Source organism: Caenibacillus caldisaponilyticus (assembly GCF_002003465.1).
GTDB lineage: Bacteria > Bacillota > Bacilli > Bacillales > Sporolactobacillaceae > Caenibacillus > Caenibacillus caldisaponilyticus.
In genome coordinates this window covers 139,180-159,768 of the sequence record NZ_BDDQ01000003.1, presented here as the reverse complement: position 1 = coordinate 159,768, position 20,589 = coordinate 139,180, and the positions used below count along the sequence as shown (strand labels likewise).

The following is a 20,589-nucleotide window of genomic DNA, read 5'->3' as shown; positions in this document are numbered from 1 at the left end:
GCCATCGTTCTCCGTAAACAGAGGGAGCGGCCGTTTTTGACCGCATCCTGACGTGCCCAATGAGGGTAAGAGTTGTCGGGCGCCATTAATAAGTTGTACGCCTTTTAAGGCGGACGATCGTCGCTGCGATCGCTCACCGCACGAATGCATGCCTGCCGAACGGATGAATGGTTGATGGCAGGCCCGCAATCGTCTCTATTCATGTGAAACGATATGATGGGCCACATGACGTGGTGAAATGAGCGTTATCTTCGCTTAAATGCAACGAATCGGTGGGGGTTCGTTGGAGCCTACGGCCTAAATGAAACGCACGGGATTCATCCCGTGCGTTTCATCACGCTTACTTTAAGGAAGCCACGCGCAGGCGGTTTTCCGCGCGTTTCAGATCGTTCTTGGCCGCCTCGTACTCCGGCGACCCTTCGCCAAGCTCAGCAAGGCGCGCCTCGGCTTCTTCCTTCGCCCGTTCGGCGCGGGCGACGTCGATGTCTTCTTGCCGTTCCGCGGATTCCGTCAAGATGGTGATGCTGTCGCGCCGGACTTCGATGAAGCCGCCGCTGACAGCCACGTATTCGTCTTTTTCTTCCGTTTTCAGTTTGACCGCGCTGATTTCAAGCGGCGCAACGAGCGGCATGTGGTTCGGCAGCACGCCCATGTCGCCGCTCTTCGCCCGTACGCTGACCATTTGCACATGGCCCTCGAACACCTTGCCGTTTGGCGTCACAATCGTTGTTAAAATCGTGCTCATTTAAGCAACCCTCCTTGGGCGGCCGCGGGAGTCCACGCTGAGGGGAGAACCCTCAGACGTTGACGCCCATTCTTTTGGCTCTTTCAACGACCTCTTCGATGCGGCCGACGAGGCGGAACGCATCTTCCGGAATGTGGTCGTATTTGCCTTCAAGGATTTCCTTAAAGCCGCGCACCGTTTCTTTAACCGGCACGTAGGAACCCGGTTGGCCGGTGAACTGTTCGGCGACATGGAAGTTTTGCGAAAGGAAGAATTGGATGCGGCGCGCGCGGTGGACGATGAGCTTGTCTTCGTCCGACAATTCATCCATGCCGAGAATAGCGATGATGTCTTGCAGTTCACGATAGCGCTGCAACGTTTCTTGAACGCGGCGCGCGACGTTGTAATGTTCTTCGCCGACGATTTCCGGCGCCAGCGCGCGCGATGTCGAAGCCAGCGGGTCAACGGCCGGATAAATGCCCATTTCCGCCAAGCTCCGCTCAAGGTTCGTCGTCGCATCCAAGTGGGCAAACGTCGTCGCCGGAGCCGGATCGGTGTAGTCGTCCGCCGGGACGTAAACCGCTTGGATGGAGGTGATGGAACCTTTTTTCGTCGACGTGATCCGCTCTTGCAGCCGGCCCATTTCGGTCGCGAGCGTCGGCTGATAACCGACGGCAGACGGCATGCGGCCGAGAAGCGCCGACACTTCGGAACCCGCTTGGGTGAAGCGGAAGATGTTGTCGATAAAGAGCAGGACGTCTTGCCCTTCTTGGTCACGGAAGTATTCCGCCATCGTGAGCCCCGTGAGTCCCACGCGCATGCGCGCGCCCGGCGGCTCGTTCATTTGTCCGAAGACCATGGCGGTTTTGTTGATAACGCCCGAGCCTTTCATTTCAAAATACAGGTCGTTCCCTTCGCGCGTGCGTTCGCCGACGCCGGCGAAGACGGAGATGCCGCCGTGTTCTTGGGCGATGTTGTGGATGAGCTCTTGGATCAAAACGGTTTTTCCGACGCCAGCGCCGCCGAAGAGACCGACTTTACCGCCTTTGACGTACGGCGCGAGCAGGTCGATGACTTTGATCCCGGTTTCAAGGACTTCGGTTTTCGTGGCGAGCTCTTCAAATTTCGGCGGTTCGCGGTGAATGGAGACGCGAGGAACGTCTGCCGGGATGTCTTCCTTTTGGTCGATCGGTTCGCCGAGCACGTTGAAGACGCGGCCGAGCGTCGCTTCGCCGACCGGGACGGAAATCGGCGCACCGGTGTCGACCACTTCCATGCCGCGGACGACGCCGTCGGTCGACGCCATCGCAATCGTGCGGACGGTGTCGTTGCCGAGGTGTAACGCGACTTCAAGCGTCAGGTCGATGTCCGTTTCGCTTTCGGATTTGGCTTTATATTCTATTTTAAGCGCATTGTTCAGTTTGGGCAGCTGGCCGTGCTCGAACTTGACGTCGACGACCGGGCCCATTACTTGCGTCACGTAACCCTTGTTCATCCTTTTCCCTCCTAACGGGTGCTGTATTACTGTATAGCGTTGGCGCCGGCGACAATTTCGGTAATTTCTTGGGTGATCGCCGCTTGCCGCGCGCGGTTGTAGGAAAGGGTCAGCTTATCGATAAGCTCGGTCGCGTTATCGGTGGCGTTCTTCATCGCCGTCATGCGCGCGGCGTGCTCGGCCGTTTTCGCATCAATCAATGCGCCGTATATTAAGCCTTCCGCGTAAAGCGGCAGCAACGTCTCGAGCACCTCTTCCGGCGACGGTTCATATTCGTAATAAGTGGCCGGTCCGCTGTCTTCTTGCTCGCCGATGTCGGCAAGCGGCAGGAGTTTGACCGACTTCACTTGTTGGACGATCGGGTTGACGAAATGGTTGTAAACAAGATAAAGTTCATCGATTTCTTCCCGTTCGTAAAGGCCGACGGCCAGACGCGTCAGCTTTTTGACGTCGTCAAATGTCGGCTGATCGGAAAGCCCCGTCACTTGCGAAACGACGGGCATGCTGCGTTTATTGAAATAAGACAGGCCTTTTCGCCCGATGACGATGATCTTGTATTCATCTTTCGAGCGATGGCGCTCGTCGATCATTTGTTGGACCGCTTTTAAAACGTTGGTGTCATACGCCCCGGCCAATCCCCGGTCGGTCGTGATGACAAAATAACCGGTTTTCTTAACCGGACGCGTGACCAACATCGGATGGCGGAGGCTCGCGCGATTCGATTTGGCGATGTGGGCGACGACGCTCCGCAGCTTATCGGTATAGGCTTGGTAAGACTGCGCTTGTTCTTGGGAGCGGTTGAGCTTGGCGGCCGAAACCATTTCCATCGCCTTCGTGATCTTGCGCGTCTTTTTCGTCGCATTGATTCGCCCCCGGATATCACGCAATGAGGCCACTTCGGTTCACCACCTTTTCACGGAAGGCGCCGGATCTTCCGCCGGCGCGCCTCCATTTTCCCAAAATCATCCTTCACAGATTGCCGTCAGTTGTTCGATGTGACAAACGTTTTCTTGAAGCCTTGGATCGCCTGATTCAACGCTTCATCTTCCGGCAGCTGTTTTGTTTCCTTGATGTGCTTGAGAAGATCCGCATGGTTTTGATCCATGTAGGCCAAGAATTCTTTTTCAAAACGGCGGACGTCTTCGAGCGGAATATCATCGAGATAACCGTTGTTCAACGCATAGATGATCACGACTTGCTTTTCAACCGGATACGGATTGTGCAGCTCTTGTTTCAAAATTTCAACCGTGCGTTGACCGCGGTTCAATTTCGCTTGCGTCGCGGCATCAAGATCCGATCCGAATTGGGCGAACGCCTCAAGTTCGCGATAAGAAGCGAGGTCGAGTTTCATCGTCCCGCCGACTTTCTTCATCGCTTTGATCTGAGCGGCACCGCCGACGCGGGAAACGGACAGACCCGCGTTCACCGCGGGGCGCACGCCGGAGTGGAACAAGTTGGTTTCAAGGAAGATTTGCCCGTCGGTGATGGAAATGACGTTCGTCGGAATGTAGGCGGAAATGTCGCCCGCTTGGGTTTCGATGATCGGAAGCGCCGTCATCGATCCCCCGCCTTTTTCGTCGCTCAGTTTCGCGGCGCGTTCCAGCAAGCGCGAGTGCAGATAGAAGACGTCGCCCGGATACGCTTCGCGGCCCGGCGGACGGCGGAGCAGCAGGGACAATTCGCGGTAAGCGGTCGCTTGTTTCGACAGGTCGTCGTAAATGATCAGCACGTGCTTGCCGTTGTACATGAATTCTTCGCCCATCGCGCAACCGGCATACGGCGCGAGGTACAGGAGCGGAGCCGGTTCGGAAGCGCTCGCCGACACGACGATCGTGTTTTCCAACACTCCGTGTTCGCGCAGGGTTTCGACGACGCTCGCGACCGTCGATTCCTTCTGGCCGATCGCGACGTAAATGCTGATTACGCCTTCATCTTTTTGGTTGATAATCGTGTCGATGGCGATCGACGTCTTGCCGGTTTGCCGGTCTCCGATGATCAATTCCCGTTGGCCGCGGCCGATCGGAATCATCGCATCGATCGCTTTAATGCCGGTTTGGAGCGGTTCATGAACCGACTTCCGATCCATGACGCCGGGAGCGGGGCTTTCGATCGGGCGCGTTTTGGTTGTATGGATCGGGCCTTTGCCGTCGATCGGTTGACCGAGGGGGTTCACGACGCGGCCGAGCAAGGCTTCGCCGACCGGAACTTCCATGATCCGTCCGGTGCGCTTGACTTGATCGCCTTCGTGAATGTCGGTATACGGACCAAGGATAACGATACCGACGTTGTTTTCTTCAAGGTTTTGCGCGAGACCCATGACCCCGTTTTCGAATTCGACGAGCTCGCCGGACATGACGTTGTCGAGACCGTGAGCGCGCGCAATGCCGTCGCCGACCTCAATGACCGTGCCGACATCCGTCACTTGGACGACGGCGTCATAGTTCTCGATCTGCTGTTTTATCAGAGAGCTAATTTCTTCAGCTTTAATGCTCACGTGCTATTTCACCCCTATCTCTGTGCTTTCAGCTCTTTCGCAAAGCGGTTGAGTTTGCCGACCAACGTGCCGTCGTAGAGGCGATTGCCGACTTTGACCAGCACGCCGCCGATGATCTTCGGATCCGTTTTGGCGTGTATGCGCAATTTTTTGTTGAAATGGCGCTCGAAGGCCTCGGCCAACTTTTTCTCCTCGGCTTCATTTAAAGGGCTCGCCGTCGTCACGGTCACTTCGACGATGCCCTTGTAGTCGTTGGCGATAACCGTATACTGTTCTTTAATATCGTCAAGGAGGTTGACCCGCCCGCGATCGACGAGGATTTTGAGCAGGTTCAAAACTTCCGGATTGACTTCGTCTTTAAAGATTTTTTCCAGAACCGCTTTTTTGTCGTTGCGGTCGATTTGCGGATGGCGGAGCATCCTTTTCAATTCGTCGTGGCCGCCGACGGTATCGGCGACAAGTTGCATTTGGCTTTCGACGGCATCAATGATGTCGCGCTCTTTCGCCACTTCAAAAAGAGCGGCGGCATAGCGCTTTGCTACCGTTTCGCTCATAGCCGTTCGCCCACCTGTTTAAGAAACGCGTCGATTTCTTTTTCGTGGTCTTTTTCGTTGACTTCACGCTCAAGGACTTTGGAGGCCAGGAGCATGGACAGATGCGCGACCTCGTCGCGGAGGGAAGCGATCGCTTTGTCTCTTTCCGTCGCGATTTCTTCCTTCGCTTCTTGGATCATGCGGTCGGCGCGCTCTTTCGCCTGCGCGATGATTTCTTGCGCTTGGGCTTCGGCGCGCTTTTTCTCAGCCTCCAGGATTTGGTGGGCTTCTTCACGCGTTTTCTTCAGTTCTTCGCGCTGCTTTTCAAGAAGCGCGGCCGCTTCTTGCCGGTTTTTTTCCGCATCGTCCAGCTGTTGGTCGATATAGTCCTGGCGCTTTTTCATCGTTTCAAGCACCGGGCCGACCCCAAACTTGGCAACAATGACCATCAAAAGAATGAAGACGACCAATTGGAAGAGAATCGTGCCCAAATGGAATTCCAGCACTCTTCAGTCACTCCCTTCAGAGAAGAACCCGAAATTTATACAGTTACAGAAGGCGGGAGAAAAGAGCTTTTCCCGCCGCTTGGTCAAATTGGGTCAACCTTTATTAAATAACGCCGAAGAGCACCAGAAGACCGAAGGCTATGGAGATGATCGGCAACGCTTCGACAAGACCGAGCGTGACCATCGCTTGACCGAAGAGCGTTCCGCGAGCTTCCGGTTGACGAGCGATACCTTCAAGATAACGGCTGAACAGCACACCGTTACCGATACCCGCAGCCAAAGCGCCAAAAGCAATCATGATTCCGCCAGCAATAACACTCAAGTCCATTTGCAAAATCCTCCCTTGGTTAATGAGATCTAGAATTCATTAATGATCTTCATCCGCAATTTTTTGTGAAATATAAACCATGGCCAATACCGTAAAGATGTAGGCTTGGATCGCTCCGACAAACAAGGAGAAACCGATCCAGGCCATGAGAGGGATGCCGGTCAAATAAGGCAGCCCGTTGCGCAAAATGAGAATGAGCACTTCGCCCGCAAAGATGTTCGCCCAGAGCCGCGCCGCGTGCGTCGTCGGTTTGGCGAGCTCGTCGATGATATGGAGCGGGAACATCAGGGCGTACGGTTTGAAATAATGGCCGAAATACCGCCTCGGGCTTTTAAACAGCCCGGCGAAGTGCGCGTAAAGGGCGATCGCAAACGCCATCGCGACGGTGACGTTGATGTCGGATGTCGGCGATTTGAACCAGGAAACTTCGCCTTTCGCCGATTCCAATGCTTGTTTCGTCAAACCGAGCCAAGCGATCGGTTTGTGGACTTCCGAAGTCACCATCACGATGACGCCCAACTCGTTCGCAATGAACACGAACAGAAAAACGGTGACCGCGAAGCTGAGGTACTTGGCGGCCTTTTTCGGCGGGAGCATCATTTGCGTGATGCCTTGGATGAATTCAAGCACCATTTCCATCACGTTTTGCATGCCCCTGGGCCGCATCGACCGGCCGCGCGTGGCGGCGAGCACGAGGATGAGAACGAGAATAGCGGTCACGAGCGTCCCGATCATGACGGTGACGTCGAAGGTTAAGCCGAGAAACTTAATTTTCGGAGTGATTTCCAAGGATCTCCCTCCCTTCGCGCGGTAACCTCTCCTTTTTGTTATAGCGGCACGCGGCGATCACCATGAGAATATAGCCAAGCGCCAGCCCGGGCGCCAAGCCCCGGTAATCGATTTGTTCGGGAAACCGATACGCGAGGATGACGCCGAAGGCCACCATCAAGACGCGATTGACAAACCCCGAACCCGCGCGGCGGGGCACGGCCCAGGCCGCTTGCTCATGGATGATCCTTACGCGTCTCGCCAAGTAAAGAATGTTATAAAGACTGATCAGGCCTCCGAGAATAAATCCAGCGGCGAAGGACTTGAGAGGAGTGAACAGCCAGAGTAGAAGAGATGCGCCGTAAAAGGCGCATGAAAGGATGAGAATAAAGCGGCGGTACCAAGCCCATTCATCCATTCGTCTCAGTCCTTCATAAAAGTTCGTAATGTGAAGAGCGCGCTGGTGATCCCGACGATTAAACCGCCAAAAATGCCGATGACCAGCCCAAGCGGATCCGTGCCGTACGCGCGATCAAACGCTTTTCCGGCCCAGATGCCGGCAATCAGAACCAAAGTGATTTCGACCCCAAGCGTACCGACGAGTCCGACCGCCTGCCAAGGGCTGTTTGTGTTCTTCTTCACATAAACACCCTTCCTTCACCGCCCGTTGTTTAAAACAGACGGCAAATGCGTACGTTCGCTCCTTCGGCCCTTCCCACCTCGGCGCGTCCGTCCAGCCGAGAACGTGCGCCCTTTTACCATACCGCACGTACTGCAGGACGTCATTAACATTTATCACCCAAAATTCCGGGCATATACCTGCGTGGAAGCGGCGAATTGCCTCTTGGGGAAAAAAGAACTTCCGCATCGGACGGCCTCAGTGCGGGGTTAAAGGCGGTTAAGACATCAAGTCGGGGATGCCAAAATGCTGGAATTATTCGCAATGAAAGCCCTTTAATTTACTTTATCCCTTGCCATCTTACCAAGCGGGTAGGGGCTTGTCAACGCGAAATAGTGTGTAATTTTTTGATTTTTAATCGTTAGGATCTCATCATTATAATTTTAAACAATTTTTTTAGGAGATTCATGAACAAAATCGGTGAATTTATGACGTTTTTTTTGAACAGCCCGGTACTTTTTGCTTTGCTCTTCTTATATCGTTCGGTTTCATGGGTTCAAGTATAGGGATTCAACGGACAAAACCCGTTTGGCCGGCGAGCCCAGAATGACGAAATCGGACATGAGGCACACCGGCTGTCCAAACCTTCCGGCGCGCGCGGTCCGCCTATCCTGCCGAGCGGCGCCAAGAAGGCGGCCGGCGCCGATTCCGCCGCCCGCGAAGCGCCAGGTTGCCGCTCGCCATACCCGACTAAGTCCCCGCCGCGAAAACGGGAAGTCGAACCGATCGGGTGTTACTTCGTTCCGAACAGCCGGTCGCCGGCGTCGCCGAGCCCCGGTACGATATACCCTTTTTCGTTCAGCTTTTCATCCAGAGCCGCTAGGAAAATGTCAACATCGGGATGATCCGTTTGAATGCGTTGGACGCCTTCCGGAGCGGCGATCAGGCACATGAGCTTGATGTTGACGGCGCCTTTTTCTTTCAACAAGGTGAGTGCCGCGGACGCCGATCCTCCGGTCGCAAGCATGGGATCGACGACGATGAGCTCGCGCTCGTGGATGTCCGACGGCATCTTAGAGTAATATTCAACCGGTTTGAGCGTTTTCGGATCCCGATACAAACCGATGTGTCCCACCTTGGCCGTCGGGATCAACTTTAAAATGCCGTCCACCATGCCGAGGCCGGCGCGCAAAATCGGGATGACGCCGAGCTTTTTCCCGGAGAGATGATAGGTTTTCGCTTCAGCCACCGGCGTTTGCACCGTGATTTCTTCAAGCGGCAAATCGCGGGTGATCTCGAAAGCCATCAGCGTCGCGACTTCGTCCACCAACTCGCGGAATTCCTTCGTCCCCGTCCGATGGTCGCGTATGTACGTCAGTTTATGTTGTATTAATGGATGATCGAGCACTTTAACTTGTCCCATAATGGCCTCCTCTATTCCTCACATCTTCTGCGTTTCCGTCAAACCAGCCTCCCGACAAATTTTACAGAAAAACCGCGGCAACTGCAAACGAAGCGTGTAATCACCATATATTGCTAATTACCGTTAAACCGAAGCCTTTCATCATCCAAAGACAGCCGGAAACGCCCACTTTTCAGGCACAGGTGTCGCTATAAAAAAAGATCGCCGCATGGGCGATCCTACAGCCGTTGTTTTCCGGCTTAGACTGAACGCGCATCATAATTTCGGATAAAGCGGGAAACGGTTGGTCAGCGCGATGACCCGTTCTTTGACTTCGGCCAACTTGGCGGGATCGTCGGCGTTTTTCAGCACGTCGATGATCATCCGGGCGACTTCCGTCATTTCTTCTTCCTTAAAGCCGCGCGTCGTCACCGCCGCCGTGCCGGTGCGGATGCCGCTCGTGACAAAAGGACTTTCCGGATCGAATGGAATCGTGTTCTTATTGGTCGTGATGCCGACTTCATCAAGCGCTTTTTCCGCGGCTTTGCCGGTCAGCCCCAGATTGCGGACGTCGATCAAAACGAGATGGTTGTCGGTGCCGCCTGAGACGAGCGTGAGACCGCCCGCCTTGAGCTCGTCCGCAAAGCGCTTGGCATTGTTGACGATTTGTTGTGCGTATTCGGTAAAAGACGGTTCGAGCGCTTCGCCCAGAGCGACGGCTTTCGCCGCGATGATGTGCATGAGCGGACCGCCCTGGATGCCCGGAAACACCGCCTTGTCGAGTTTTTTCGCGTACTTTTCTTTGCAGAGGATCATGCCGCCGCGCGGACCGCGGAGCGTTTTATGCGTCGTCGTCGTGACGAAATCCGCGTAGGGAACGGGGTTCGGATGAAGCCTTGCCGCCACAAGTCCGGCGATATGGGCCATGTCGACCATTAAATAGGCGCCCACTTCATCGGCGATTTCGCGGAATTTTTTAAAATCGATTTCCCTCGGATACGCGCTGGCGCCCGCGACGATCAATTTAGGACGGTGCGCCTTTGCCTTTTCCAAAACATCATCGTAATCAATACGGTGGGTGACGGGATCGACGCCGTAATCCACAAAGCGATACAATGTACCGCTGAAATTGACCGGACTGCCGTGCGTCAAATGGCCGCCATGGGACAAATTCATGCCGAGCACCGTATCGCCGGGCTCGAGGACGGTGTAATAGACCGCCATGTTGGCTTGGGCGCCGGAGTGCGGCTGAACATTGACGTGTTCCGCCCCGAACAATTTTTTCGCGCGTTCCCGGGCGAGATTTTCGACGATGTCGACGTATTCACAGCCGCCATAGTAGCGCCGTCCGGGATACCCTTCGGCGTACTTGTTGGTGAGCACCGAGCCGGCCGCTTGCAAGACCGCCTCGCTGACAAAATTTTCGGAAGCGATCAATTCGATTTTATGCCGCTGGCGGTCCAGCTCCTTCTGAATGGCGTCAAAAACTTCCCGATCACGTTCTTTGAGGGCTTCCATATCGTCACGTCCTCTCCATGTCTTTTTCCCCGATTTTATATGGTGATGGATCCGTCGTCCCTCAACCGCTGCCGATTAAAAATGATTGACCTTTTCCCGTTCGGGATAAACCGCGCGCTCCCCGCCGATCAGTTTCGGCCGCGTCCGCGCGATCGACACGTGCGCGTGACCGATTTCCGTCACTTCGCAACGGACGGGAACGACGACGGGTTTCAAATGCATGCCGATAAACGTGTCGCCGATGTCGATGCCGCAATCCGCTTTAATCGCTTCGACGACCACCGGATCGTCTAATTTATTGTAAGCATACGTGGCCATCGCGCCTCCTGCGGAGCGGACCGGAATGACGGTGACGATTTCCAGACCTCTTTCCTTCGCGGTTTTTCTCTCGACGACGAGCGCGCGATTCAAATGCTCACAACATTGGAAAGCGAGCTGCACGCCGGTTTCGGCGCGAAAGGTTTCTAAAGCGGCGTAAATCGCCTTGGCGACGTCCATCGAGCCGGCGGAACCGATGTGCTGACCAAGGACTTCGCTCGTGCTCGCCCCGACCACCAAAACATGCTCTTCCGAAAGCGGCATTTCCCGATTTAATGCATGTAAAACGGTGAGTGTTTGTTCGCGTATTCTCTGAAGCTCATCCAATTCCATTGCGTTCCTTTTTCCTTTCATTTCTTAGATTACAATTTTCATCATTTCCCGGGAAAAGTCAGACATCCTTCTCCAAAAATCGTTCAATCAAGGTTTCCAATTCCCGACAGACCTTGTCGTATATTTCCTCGGGCGCCCCGAAAGGATCAGGGACATCCCAATCCTGCATCCGATCTTGCAAGGCTTGCACGCGTGTTTCGGCCTGACGAACGGCTTCTTCAAGTTCTTTTAACGCCTCGGAGTCCGGTTGTTCATCGCGCTTGAGGCGGTTGTATTCCGTGCGCTTCGCCATCCAATCGGCGACCGCTTTTTGCCATTCCTGACGTTCCTTCGGATCGGCGGCAAACTCTTTTAAAGTGAAGGTTTTGTCCGTCGCTTCAGGATAACGCTCCAAAATCATGGTTTTGTGTCCCATCGTCATCGTTATGATGAGATCGGCCCAATCGACGAGCTCTTTCGTCAAAGATTGTGAACGATGATCGAATGGGATGCCGCGTTTCGCCAGCACCTTTTCGACATTGGGATGAGCGTTCTGGCCGTCCAGCGCAAAGATCCCGGCCGATTGAACGGCGTAACGATCTGCCGCCTTTTGCCGCAGAAGCGCAGCGGCCATCGGGCTGCGGCAGGTATTGCCCGTACATACGAATAAAATATTTTTCACTCCATCACTCCCCGCTTCATTTTGCCGGTGGATGTTTAAAAATGCTCCGTCTGTCCTTACGTCCGGTCCCCGGGGCGCCGAGGCACCGCCTCGTCGTGCAGGCGCGGGACCGGCACATCGTTTTCGCTCATTATCATACATCAATCTCCGCGTGAATGGCACGGTTTAGCAAAAAAAATTCGGACGATAGGATGGGGTTATTTTCCATACCCTCCAACTTGGGCTTTGTCGACCTCCTTATTTTAACCGGGTGTGTACTAAAAAACGCCTTCGACAGGCGCATGGAAAATGATCATCCCAACAGCGGTCAGCGGACCCTTCCTTTAAAGACGAAGCCCGGAAGCCCATCCCGAATGTTTGGAGAAACGCACCGCCTCTCGGACGGCGGCATGACATGCCCTTGGACCGGACATCATTTCTTATTTATATAGAAAAAGCTTGATGCCGAAAGCGAAAAGAATGCAACCGCCGAGCGCTTCGCTGTAAGAACCGAACACGTGCTGAAACTTGCGGCCGACGAGCAGGCCGCACCACGTCATGACCGTCGTCACCAAGCCGAAAAAGACGACCGTGATGAGAACGCGGGCGCCGAATATGCCAAGGCTTAATCCGACGGAAAAACTGTCCAAACTGACGCTGACGGCGAACACCAACATCCCGATTCCGGCGGGCTGAAGCACATGTTTTTCTTGATCGCGAAGCGAAGAAAGCACCATTTGCGCCCCGAGGATGAGAAGCAAAATGCCTCCCGCCCTCTGGGCGACCCACCCGAAATGTTCGGAGAGGATATGGCCAATGATCATGCCGGTCAAAGGCATGATCACATGAAAGGTTCCGATCAAGAATCCGATGTGGATGATTTGCCTGAGCCTGAGCCCGATCATGCCCATGCCCATGCTGACTGAAAAAGCATCCATGCCGACGGCGACAGCCATCATCAGCAAAGCGAATACAGGTCCGATAAACGTGGCTGAAATCAACGTGCCCGCCTCCTTACATGCCGCTAAAATAACGTATGCATGTCCGAGGCGGTTTAGAATCGGGCCACGGCGCCCGGCTTGGCGGAAAGCACCGATCCGCCAAATAAAGGGGCGACGTTCTCGCGCCGGCTTGCAGCGCATGTTTTTCGATCGGGCAGAGGCGCTTCTCGTTCCATCGGTCCGTGGGAGCGGCCGGATGCCTTTAAAAGGGAATCCGGCGCCTTAAGAAGAGCACTTAAGACGGCTCATAACACGCGGTGGGCGGCGGCTTTGTTCAACCGGTTCATGATCGCTTCACCGATGCCGGCGCGCTCAAACGTTTCGCTGAAGATGACGTCCAGCGCCCGGCTGTCAAACGCGCGCAAGGCGTCATAAAGACCGTGCGCCACGGTCGCCAAATCCGTGCGGCGGCCGGCAACGGCGACAAAATCCGCATCCGGATAAGCGTCGCGATGTTCCGCGGTCGTCAGCACCCCAACCGCCTTGCCCTCGGCTTTGGCTTGACGGACGAAACGCCGCACGCGCTCGCAGTCCCCGGTCACCAAATAAACCGGCGCTTTCGGGGCATAATGGCGGTATTTCATGCCCGGCGCTTTCGGTTTGGCGTCCGGCGTCGTCAACGCCGCGTCGCTTTCGACTTCGCCGACGCACGCAACCAATTGTTCCCGAGTGACGCCCCCCGGCCTTAAAATGGTCAACGGGCGAACCGTCGCATCGACGACGGTGGATTCCACGCCGACGCCGGTCGCCCCGCCGTCGAGAATCCCCGCAATCCGGCCGGTTAAATCTTCCAAGACGTGAGCGGCCGTCGTCGGGCTCGGCCTTCCCGAACGGTTTGCCGACGGCGCCGCAATCGGAACGCCCGCCGCTTCGATGAGCGCGCGGGCGACGGGATGGTCGGGCATCCGCACCGCGACGGTTGGCAAGCCGGCGGTCACCTTATCCGCCACCCGGCCCGACGCCGGAAAAACGATCGTCAACGGCCCCGGCCAAAAAGCGTCCATCAGCACCTCGGCTTCCCGAGGGACAGACAGCACCAAATCTTTCAATTGCACCCGATCGGAAATATGGACGATCAACGGATTATCCCCCGGCCGCCCCTTCGCTTCAAATATTTTTTGCACCGCTTCATTAGAAAGGGCATTGGCGCCGAGACCGTAAACGGTTTCGGTCGGAAAGGCGACGGTTTCTCCTCTTTTGATCCGCAGCCCCGCTTCCCGGATCCCCGGGTCGTCCGTCAAATTTGCCGCATCGGGATCGACTTTCCAGACGATCGTCATGAACGCTTCCCCCATTCCGTGCACTTCTGAACGGCTGAAAGGTTATCCACTTTTTGTGGATAACCTCCATCCGCCTGTGCATAATAGCCAAACAAGCTTTATCTTTATGTATTTTAAAACATTTTAAATGCGTTCAGATAACCGTGCGCTCCTGCCGTTTTCTTTTTTTCGAGCGGTTATCTGAAACACTAAGAGAAAAGCCCTTTAAAAAAACCGATGACCGAATGGATGATGTTTGCCAAGAAAAACTCCACTTTCACGTCGTGTTGCGCGTCCGGCCGTTGCCCGCCATGGCCGCTAGCCTCCGCTTTTTCCACGTCCGGTTTGACGGCATCCCCGTTGGAAAAATCAAGAAAACAAAGGGGCGGAAACAACACGCACCACCAGTTGGCTCCCTTTCCGGCGCCCAATGTGATGACGAGCGCGTCATAGCGGCCCGCCGGATACACGTAACCGCCGTACATTTTCGTCGGGAATACGGCTTTTCCGAAAGTGACGGTAAACGATTCATGCACGCCTTTTTCGCTCAACGTTTCCCGCACCGTCCGGCGAACGTCGTCGAGATGGGAACGGATGACCCGTTTCGCCGCTTCCGCCGACGTCAATTCCCGCACCCACCGGTCAACGTCGCGTTTGACCGCATCGCGGATCGCCCGTTTGGTTGCTTGGTCGGCGGCCGAATTGCTGTTGGCCAAAATCCTCAGGCGAATGGCATCATCCGGGATTCTCTCATTTCCGTTGTCGGCTTTTGATAGATTGCCCGCATGGGTGAAAACAAGAAAAAGAAACAACGATAAAAGTCCGATGAACACCTTTTTCCCCGCCATGCTTCTCCCCCGCTTCTTTTTAAAGAGAGCGACGTTCGATCGCTCCCGCTCTTCTATCCGCCATTATGGGCAGAAGCTTAGCCGCTTAAACGCAGACAGCGGGATTTTTTTCGCCGGGTAAAAGGCGGGCATTCTTTTTCATGCCGACAACAAAAACACGGCTCACAAATCGCAAATGACCGGCTTCCAAACTCTCTTATTCTAAAACCTCGGGCGCCGACCATGAGCGATCGGCCGGCCGTCCGCTTCGCACCGTTCAGGCGCCGGCGTTCACCCCGTAAAGCCCGTTTGTATCGATACGGGCCAGCACTATGCGTTCATGCCCGTTGATGTCCTTCAATATTTCTATATCCGCGTGGGAGGAAAAGGCGGCGGCGAGTATTTCGGCGACGGCGCGGCCTTGCCCTTCCCCGATTTCAAACGCCACCAACCCCGGGCGGCGAAGCACCTGTGGCAAATCGCGGCACAGCCTGCGATAGACCTCCAGGCCGTCGCTGCCGCCGTCCAATGCCAGGCGCGGCTCGTGATCCTTTACCAGAGGATCCAGCCGCCCGATCTCTTGGCTCGGGATATAGGGCGGGTTCGAGACGATACAATCGAACGTCTCGCCCGCGGCCAAAAACGGCGACAACAAATCCCCGTGGACGAAGCGAACGCGGGCGCCGAGGCGTTCGGCGTTATCGCGGGCGACCGCAAGCGCCTCCCGCGATAGGTCGACGGCGGTGACCTCGCAGTCCGCATGCTCAAGCGCCAAGGTGACGGCAATCACGCCGCTCCCCGTTCCGACATCCAGCACGCGCACCGGCCCGTCTCTCAAAGCTTTCAAGCGCTTTAAGGTTTCGGCGACGAGCTCCTCGGTTTCCGGACGCGGGATCAACACGTCCGGAGTGACGCGAAACGCGCGGCCAAAAAACCATTCCGTCTCCGTCAAGTATTGGACGGGCACCCCGTCGGCATGACGGGTCACTCGATCGCAAAACCACTCCCAATCTTCCGGCGCAAGCGGTTTTCGCCAATCCGCCAGCAGCTCGCTCCGCGTCTTCCCGAGGCGGTGCAAAAGCAGGATCTCCGCCGCGCGGGCTTCACGGCCGCGTTCTTTTAAAAAAGAAGAAGCCCGCTTCAGGGCTTCATAAATGGCCGGCATCAGCGTCCCTCCGATTGTTCGATCAATTTCGCCTGTTCGTTCACGATCAAGGCATCGATGATTTCATCGAGCTTGCCGTTCAAAACCTGATCGAGCTTTTGCAGCGTCAAACCGATGCGGTGGTCGGTCACCCGGCTTTGCGGAAAGTTGTAGGTGCGAATCCGCTCCGAGCGGTCGCCGGTGCCGATCGCTGATTTGCGCGTCGCGGCGTATTCGGCTTCCGCTTCTTTGCGGTATTTGTCATAAATGCGCGCACGCAACACCTTCATCGCTTTTTCTTTGTTTTTAATTTGCGATTTTTCATCCTGACAGCTGACGACGATGCCGGTCGGAATGTGCGTGAGCCGAACCGCGGACATCGTCGTGTTGACGCTTTGGCCGCCGGGGCCGCTCGACGCGAACGTATCCACGCGGATATCCTTTTCGTTGATTTCCACTTCGATTTCCTCGGCTTCGGGCAACACGGCGACGGTCGCCGTCGACGTATGAATGCGCCCGCCCGACTCGGTTTCGGGAACGCGCTGCACGCGGTGGGCGCCGTTTTCGAATTTCAGCTTGGAATAGGCGCCTTTGCCGTTGATCATAAAAATGATCTCTTTAAACCCGCCGATTTCGTTCGGACTCGCTTCGATGACTTCCACCCGCCAGCCTTGGGACTCCGCGTAACGGGTGTACATTTTATAAAGGTCGCCGGCGAAAAGCGCCGCTTCGTCTCCGCCCGCCGCGGCGCGGATTTCGACGACGACGTTTTTCTCGTCGTTCGGATCTTTCGGGATGAGCAAGATCTTGAGCTGCTCTTCCAGCGACGCCTTGCGCGCCTCCAGATCGGCAATCTCCGCCCGGATCATCTCTTTCATTTCCGGATCTTTTTCTTCTTCCAACATGCTCTTCGCTTCCCGCCACGCCGAGACGACGGATTTATATTCACGATAAGTCGTCACCGTCTCCTCGAGATCGGCCGACTCCTTCGAATACTCGCGCAATTTATTAGGGTTGTTGATCACTTCCGGATCGGATAACAGCTGATTTAATTTCTCATAGCGATCTTCCAACGCCTGCAAGCGTTCAAACACCGGTTTTCACCTTCCCTCAAGGCGGAACCTTCGCCTAGATGCCACAATCATTATAGTACAGGGCCCGAAGGCCGTCAAAACGGCCACGCGCACGAAAAACCCCGCTTTAGCGGATGAGTAAGGGACGGCAAGCCTTCCATGACAAAGGACTTCTCATGACCATGACGCCGCTCCTCTTGGTCGCGCCGGATGACGTCAAACATCCTCCAACAACGGGCGCAGCCGGATAACCGCTCGGCTTTGGCCACAGGGCGAACAGACCCGCATCCGTGCGTCCCGCCGGCATCCATAGAAACACGCGGAAATCCTTGATGCCCCAAACATCCTGGCCACCGCGCCTTCGCGTGCGCATAGAAAACGCACGGGTCAAAAGCCCGTACGTCTGTTTGGCGAGGGGCGGGGATCAACCGGATATCGAGGGCGGCATTTGGCTTTACAAGCGGTGTTTCAAGCGGCGGACTGGCGGACTGCTTTTTGAAAGCCGCCTGCTTCGCCGGTATGGGGAGACATGCACCGGGCTTTGTCGCCGATCGTGGGGATCATGCCCGCCGGAAATGCCCCGTCGCCCGGACGGTATCGCGCATCGTTTCTGGATCGTGACCATCATTGCGAGGCTTGTTCGTCGAGGTTTTCGGCCGCCGAGAGAACCCACTCAAACGCCGGCTTTGCTGTTGGAAGCATGGTCCGAGGCCGACCGCCTTGTCCCTGAACGTTTTATTCCCATAAGAAGGCTTCGGTGCCCGGCTCGGGGAGGAGCGGATGTGCCGCAACCCGCCGCGGCAAAGAGAACCGGCATAAGGGAATCCCTCAACACCGCTTTCCGGTGCATGGTATGCCCGAAACCGGAGCCGGATTGCCCAAAACCCGGCGTTCAACGGAATGGCGGTACATCGGGATGCGCGGAACCCGATGTCCGGCACAGCCCATCGCTCTAAAATATGGCCGCCGGCACGCACGGAGGCCGCCGACGGGCGCGCTTACGTGACCGCCAGCCGCCACGCCTGGAAGATTTCGGGCCCGGTGTGGGAGGATGCCACGCCGAGCGGAAACGGCGTGACCGCAACGGGGAAATCTCCTATTTTATCGGCGCTTGCCGTTACACTTCGGTCGTCGCTTCGCGGCCGTTCGCCCCGCGTTTTTCTTTCCCCGGAACGACGTGGCAGCGCCGGCAGCGCGCTTCATAGGTTTCCGCCGCACCGACTAAAATGACGGGGTCGTCGTAACTTGCCGGCTTGCCGTCGATCAGCCGCTGCGTACGGCTCGCGGTGCCGCCGCAGACGACGCAGATGGCGTTGAGTTTCGTCACCTCATCGCTCACCGCCATGATCTCGGGCACCGGATGAAACGGCTCCCCGCGAAAATCCATATCCAATCCGGCGCAGATGACCCGCATGCCGTCATCGGCGAGCTTTCTGACGACTTCAACGATCGCCTCATCAAAAAACTGCACTTCATCGATCGCGACGACGTCGGTATCGGGCTCGACGGCGTTTTCAATGTCTTCGGCCCGCTCGACGGGGCAGGCGACGATCGATTTGCCGTCGTGGGAAACGACGGCGTCTTCGCTGTACCGGTTGTCCATCGCCGGTTTGAAGACTTGCACTTTTTGTTTCGCATAGGTGGCTCGGCGGACGCGGCGGATCAATTCCTCAGACTTGCCGGAAAACATGCCCCCGCAAATGCATTCGAGCGATCCAATGTTGCGGCCAGATTGCATGCTCATTCTCCTTCTTCTTTTATATTACGCGGCGCGGGAAAAGAAAAACGCGGCGCTCGCCCCCTCCGCCGCCGGCGGCAAAAACAGCCGCCGATGCGCCGAGGATTCGAGGCCCCGCACCGAAAAATCTCGGGAATCAAAAAAAACAGGCAAGCTGCCTTGCCTGCCCCGGATTAATTGATGTTGTATTTCTTTTTGAAATGTTCGACGCGGCCTCCGCGTTCGGCAAAGCGTTGACGACCGGTATAGAAAGGATGGCATTTCGAGCAGATTTCGACGCGAATCGGTCCCGGTTTCGTCGAACCGCTTTCGAATTCGTTGCCGCACGCACACGTAATTTTCACTTTATGGTATTCAGGATGAATCCCGGCTTTCATTCCACATTCACTCCTTTTTGCCCTGGTTATTCTTTCAAACCAGAGATCGTTGCACAAAGTCCATTATAACAGGACCGATCAAGCATTTCAAGGCATACCGAAACGGCGGAAATTCGCCCGGCCGCCCCCGCGGGAACCCATCAGGCCTTTTTTATATTAAACCGTTTTTTTCTTTCTCAAACAGCTGGAAAAATTCTTCGTTCGATTTCGTCTGTTTCAGCCGGCGATAGAAATGTTCGACAAACTCCGGCGTTTCTTCCATCGTCTTCCGCATCGCCCACAATTTTTCCAAATGATCCTTCTCAATCAGCAATTCTTCTTTGCGCGTGCCGGAACGGCGGATATCAATCGCCGGGAAGATGCGGCGCTCGGCGAGACGGCGATCGAGATGAAGCTCCATGTTGCCCGTCCCTTTAAATTCTTCATAGATGACATCATCCATCCGCGAACCGGTGTCGATTAAGGCGGTGGCGAGAATCGTCAGGCTGCCGCCTTCCTCAATATTGCGAGCTGCGCCGAAGAACCGCTTGGGACGATGGAATGCCGCGGGATCAATGCCGCCGGAAAGCGTGCGGCCGCTCGGAGGGATGACCAAGTTGTAGGCACGGGCCAAACGAGTGAGGCTGTCCATGAGGATGACGACGTCGCGCTTATGCTCAACGAGCCGCATCGCCCGTTCCAAGACGAGTTCGGACACCTTGATGTGATTTTCCGGCACTTCATCGAAGGTCGAGCTGACGACGTCTCCTTGAACGGAGCGCTCAATATCGGTCACCTCTTCCGGCCGTTCGTCGACGAGCAGAACGATGAGTTCGACATCCGGGTGATTGGTCGTGATGCTGTTGGCAATTTCCTTAAGCAGCATCGTTTTCCCCGCTTTAGGCGGCGCGACGATCAAGCCGCGCTGGCCGAAACCGACCGGGGCGATCATGTCGATGATCCGGGTCGACAGATTAGACGGATCGGTCTCAAGCTTCATTTTTCGGTTCGGGTAAAGAGGCGTCAGCGCCGGAAAATGGACGCGTTCTCTCGCCGTGTCGGGATCTTCGCCGTTGACCGCCTCAACATGCAGCAAGCCATAATAGCGCTCGTTTTCCTTCGGCGGGCGAACCTTGCCGGAAACCTTATCCCCGTTGCGCAAATCAAAACGGCGGATTTGCGAAGCGGATATATAAATATCTTCTGAACTCGGCGAATAATTGATCGGCCGCAAAAACCCGAAACCTTCAGTCGGAATGATTTCCAAAATGCCTTCCATGAAAGACAAGCCGTCTTTTTCGGCCTGTGCTTTTAAAATCGCAAAAATCAACTCGCGTTTGTTCAATTTGGCATAATAAGAAATTTTATATTCGCGGGCAAGTTGATACAAATCTTTGAGTTTCATATTTTCCAATTCTGACAGGGTAACTTCCATTGTGACACCACGCTTTATGAAATTTTATGAGGAAAAACTGAAATGAAAAGTATAAGGGCTTGAAGGCAGTCGGGTTTA

22 protein-coding genes are annotated in these 20,589 nt (G+C 55.5%); all 22 read right to left on the bottom strand.

Annotation, left to right across the window (positions count from 1 at the left end; genetic code table 11):
- Positions 1 to 340: 340 nt before the first annotated feature.
- The gene (locus CCB157_RS01780; protein ID WP_077614211.1) at positions 341 to 745 is read right to left on the bottom strand and encodes a F0F1 ATP synthase subunit epsilon; all 405 of its coding nucleotides are present in this window, start codon (positions 743 to 745) and stop codon (positions 341 to 343) included.
- A gap of 52 nt (positions 746 to 797) precedes the next feature.
- The gene (atpD, locus tag CCB157_RS01775) at positions 798 to 2,219 is read right to left on the bottom strand and encodes a F0F1 ATP synthase subunit beta (RefSeq protein WP_077614210.1); all 1,422 of its coding nucleotides are present in this window, start codon (positions 2,217 to 2,219) and stop codon (positions 798 to 800) included.
- A gap of 26 nt (positions 2,220 to 2,245) precedes the next feature.
- The gene (locus CCB157_RS01770) at positions 2,246 to 3,115 is read right to left on the bottom strand and encodes a F0F1 ATP synthase subunit gamma (protein WP_077614209.1); all 870 of its coding nucleotides are present in this window, start codon (positions 3,113 to 3,115) and stop codon (positions 2,246 to 2,248) included.
- Between the two features lie 86 nt (positions 3,116 to 3,201).
- Positions 3,202 to 4,713, bottom strand: a complete 1,512-nt coding sequence (gene atpA / locus CCB157_RS01765; RefSeq protein ID WP_077614208.1) for a F0F1 ATP synthase subunit alpha — start codon at positions 4,711 to 4,713, stop codon at positions 3,202 to 3,204.
- 14 nt (positions 4,714 to 4,727) lie between these two features.
- Complete coding sequence (locus CCB157_RS01760) at positions 4,728 to 5,267, bottom strand: F0F1 ATP synthase subunit delta (RefSeq protein WP_077614207.1); 540 nt, start codon at positions 5,265 to 5,267, stop codon at positions 4,728 to 4,730.
- Positions 5,264 to 5,752, bottom strand: a complete 489-nt coding sequence (gene atpF / locus CCB157_RS01755) for a F0F1 ATP synthase subunit B (protein ID WP_077614206.1) — start codon at positions 5,750 to 5,752, stop codon at positions 5,264 to 5,266. Before atpF ends, CCB157_RS01760 begins: the two co-directional genes overlap by 4 nt.
- 103 nt (positions 5,753 to 5,855) lie before the next feature.
- Positions 5,856 to 6,080 carry a F0F1 ATP synthase subunit C gene (atpE, locus tag CCB157_RS01750; protein ID WP_077614205.1) on the bottom strand — a complete coding sequence of 75 codons (225 nt, stop codon included), beginning with the start codon at positions 6,078 to 6,080 and terminating at the stop codon, positions 5,856 to 5,858.
- A gap of 39 nt (positions 6,081 to 6,119) precedes the next feature.
- Positions 6,120 to 6,869 carry a F0F1 ATP synthase subunit A gene (gene atpB / locus CCB157_RS01745; RefSeq protein ID WP_077614204.1) on the bottom strand — a complete coding sequence of 250 codons (750 nt, stop codon included), beginning with the start codon at positions 6,867 to 6,869 and terminating at the stop codon, positions 6,120 to 6,122.
- Positions 6,847 to 7,266: an ATP synthase subunit I gene (locus CCB157_RS01740; RefSeq protein ID WP_077614203.1), complete on the bottom strand. Its 420-nt coding sequence runs from the start codon at positions 7,264 to 7,266 to the stop codon at positions 6,847 to 6,849. Before CCB157_RS01740 ends, atpB begins: the two co-directional genes overlap by 23 nt.
- 5 nt (positions 7,267 to 7,271) lie before the next feature.
- Positions 7,272 to 7,490: an AtpZ/AtpI family protein gene (locus tag CCB157_RS01735; protein WP_077614202.1), complete on the bottom strand. Its 219-nt coding sequence runs from the start codon at positions 7,488 to 7,490 to the stop codon at positions 7,272 to 7,274.
- A 770-nt stretch (positions 7,491 to 8,260) separates the two neighbouring features.
- Complete coding sequence (gene upp, locus CCB157_RS01730) at positions 8,261 to 8,890, bottom strand: uracil phosphoribosyltransferase (protein ID WP_077614201.1); 630 nt, start codon at positions 8,888 to 8,890, stop codon at positions 8,261 to 8,263.
- Positions 8,891 to 9,145: 255 nt separating this feature from the next.
- Complete coding sequence (glyA, locus tag CCB157_RS01725) at positions 9,146 to 10,387, bottom strand: serine hydroxymethyltransferase (protein WP_077614200.1); 1,242 nt, start codon at positions 10,385 to 10,387, stop codon at positions 9,146 to 9,148.
- Positions 10,388 to 10,462: 75 nt separating this feature from the next.
- Positions 10,463 to 11,038 carry a TIGR01440 family protein gene (locus CCB157_RS01720; RefSeq protein ID WP_077614199.1) on the bottom strand — a complete coding sequence of 192 codons (576 nt, stop codon included), beginning with the start codon at positions 11,036 to 11,038 and terminating at the stop codon, positions 10,463 to 10,465.
- A gap of 58 nt (positions 11,039 to 11,096) precedes the next feature.
- Complete coding sequence (locus CCB157_RS01715) at positions 11,097 to 11,699, bottom strand: low molecular weight protein arginine phosphatase (RefSeq protein ID WP_238594552.1); 603 nt, start codon at positions 11,697 to 11,699, stop codon at positions 11,097 to 11,099.
- 419 nt (positions 11,700 to 12,118) lie between these two features.
- Positions 12,119 to 12,637 (bottom strand): manganese efflux pump MntP, encoded by a 519-nt coding sequence (locus CCB157_RS01710; protein WP_077614243.1) that lies wholly within the window; start codon positions 12,635 to 12,637, stop codon positions 12,119 to 12,121.
- A gap of 287 nt (positions 12,638 to 12,924) precedes the next feature.
- Complete coding sequence (locus CCB157_RS01705) at positions 12,925 to 13,959, bottom strand: L-threonylcarbamoyladenylate synthase (RefSeq protein WP_238594551.1); 1,035 nt, start codon at positions 13,957 to 13,959, stop codon at positions 12,925 to 12,927.
- 188 nt (positions 13,960 to 14,147) lie between these two features.
- The gene (spoIIR, locus tag CCB157_RS01700) at positions 14,148 to 14,786 is read right to left on the bottom strand and encodes a stage II sporulation protein R (RefSeq protein ID WP_077614196.1); all 639 of its coding nucleotides are present in this window, start codon (positions 14,784 to 14,786) and stop codon (positions 14,148 to 14,150) included.
- A gap of 256 nt (positions 14,787 to 15,042) precedes the next feature.
- Positions 15,043 to 15,930 (bottom strand): peptide chain release factor N(5)-glutamine methyltransferase, encoded by an 888-nt coding sequence (gene prmC / locus CCB157_RS01695; protein ID WP_077614195.1) that lies wholly within the window; start codon positions 15,928 to 15,930, stop codon positions 15,043 to 15,045.
- On the bottom strand, positions 15,930 to 17,003 hold the full coding sequence (gene prfA, locus CCB157_RS01690; RefSeq protein ID WP_077614194.1) for a peptide chain release factor 1: 1,074 nt from the start codon (positions 17,001 to 17,003) through the stop codon (positions 15,930 to 15,932). Before prfA ends, prmC begins: the two co-directional genes overlap by 1 nt.
- A 1,096-nt stretch (positions 17,004 to 18,099) precedes the next feature.
- Positions 18,100 to 18,720 carry a thymidine kinase gene (locus CCB157_RS01680; protein ID WP_077614192.1) on the bottom strand — a complete coding sequence of 207 codons (621 nt, stop codon included), beginning with the start codon at positions 18,718 to 18,720 and terminating at the stop codon, positions 18,100 to 18,102.
- A gap of 173 nt (positions 18,721 to 18,893) precedes the next feature.
- A complete protein-coding gene (gene rpmE, locus CCB157_RS01670; protein ID WP_077614190.1) occupies positions 18,894 to 19,097 on the bottom strand; it encodes a 50S ribosomal protein L31 in 204 nt (67 codons plus the stop codon).
- A 151-nt stretch (positions 19,098 to 19,248) separates the two neighbouring features.
- On the bottom strand, positions 19,249 to 20,511 hold the full coding sequence (gene rho, locus CCB157_RS01665) for a transcription termination factor Rho (protein ID WP_077614189.1): 1,263 nt from the start codon (positions 20,509 to 20,511) through the stop codon (positions 19,249 to 19,251).
- Positions 20,512 to 20,589: the final 78 nt, after the last annotated feature.

Coding starts and splice junctions, on each gene's coding strand:
- CCB157_RS01780 (WP_077614211.1), bottom strand. CDS start 745: ATGAGCACGATTTTAACAACGATTGTGACGCCAAACGGCAAGGTGTTC.
- atpD (WP_077614210.1), bottom strand. CDS start 2,219: ATGAACAAGGGTTACGTGACGCAAGTAATGGGCCCGGTCGTCGACGTC.
- CCB157_RS01760 (WP_077614207.1), bottom strand. CDS start 5,267: ATGAGCGAAACGGTAGCAAAGCGCTATGCCGCCGCTCTTTTTGAAGTG.
- atpE (WP_077614205.1), bottom strand. CDS start 6,080: ATGGACTTGAGTGTTATTGCTGGCGGAATCATGATTGCTTTTGGCGCT.
- CCB157_RS01740 (WP_077614203.1), bottom strand. CDS start 7,266: ATGGATGAATGGGCTTGGTACCGCCGCTTTATTCTCATCCTTTCATGC.
- upp (WP_077614201.1), bottom strand. CDS start 8,890: ATGGGACAAGTTAAAGTGCTCGATCATCCATTAATACAACATAAACTG.
- glyA (WP_077614200.1), bottom strand. CDS start 10,387: ATGGAAGCCCTCAAAGAACGTGATCGGGAAGTTTTTGACGCCATTCAG.
- CCB157_RS01720 (WP_077614199.1), bottom strand. CDS start 11,038: ATGGAATTGGATGAGCTTCAGAGAATACGCGAACAAACACTCACCGTT.
- CCB157_RS01710 (WP_077614243.1), bottom strand. CDS start 12,637: ATGATGGCTGTCGCCGTCGGCATGGATGCTTTTTCAGTCAGCATGGGC.
- CCB157_RS01705 (WP_238594551.1), bottom strand. CDS start 13,959: ATGACGATCGTCTGGAAAGTCGATCCCGATGCGGCAAATTTGACGGAC.
- spoIIR (WP_077614196.1), bottom strand. CDS start 14,786: ATGGCGGGGAAAAAGGTGTTCATCGGACTTTTATCGTTGTTTCTTTTT.
- prmC (WP_077614195.1), bottom strand. CDS start 15,930: ATGCCGGCCATTTATGAAGCCCTGAAGCGGGCTTCTTCTTTTTTAAAA.
- CCB157_RS01680 (WP_077614192.1), bottom strand. CDS start 18,720: ATGCAATCTGGCCGCAACATTGGATCGCTCGAATGCATTTGCGGGGGC.
- rpmE (WP_077614190.1), bottom strand. CDS start 19,097: ATGAAAGCCGGGATTCATCCTGAATACCATAAAGTGAAAATTACGTGT.
- rho (WP_077614189.1), bottom strand. CDS start 20,511: ATGGAAGTTACCCTGTCAGAATTGGAAAATATGAAACTCAAAGATTTG.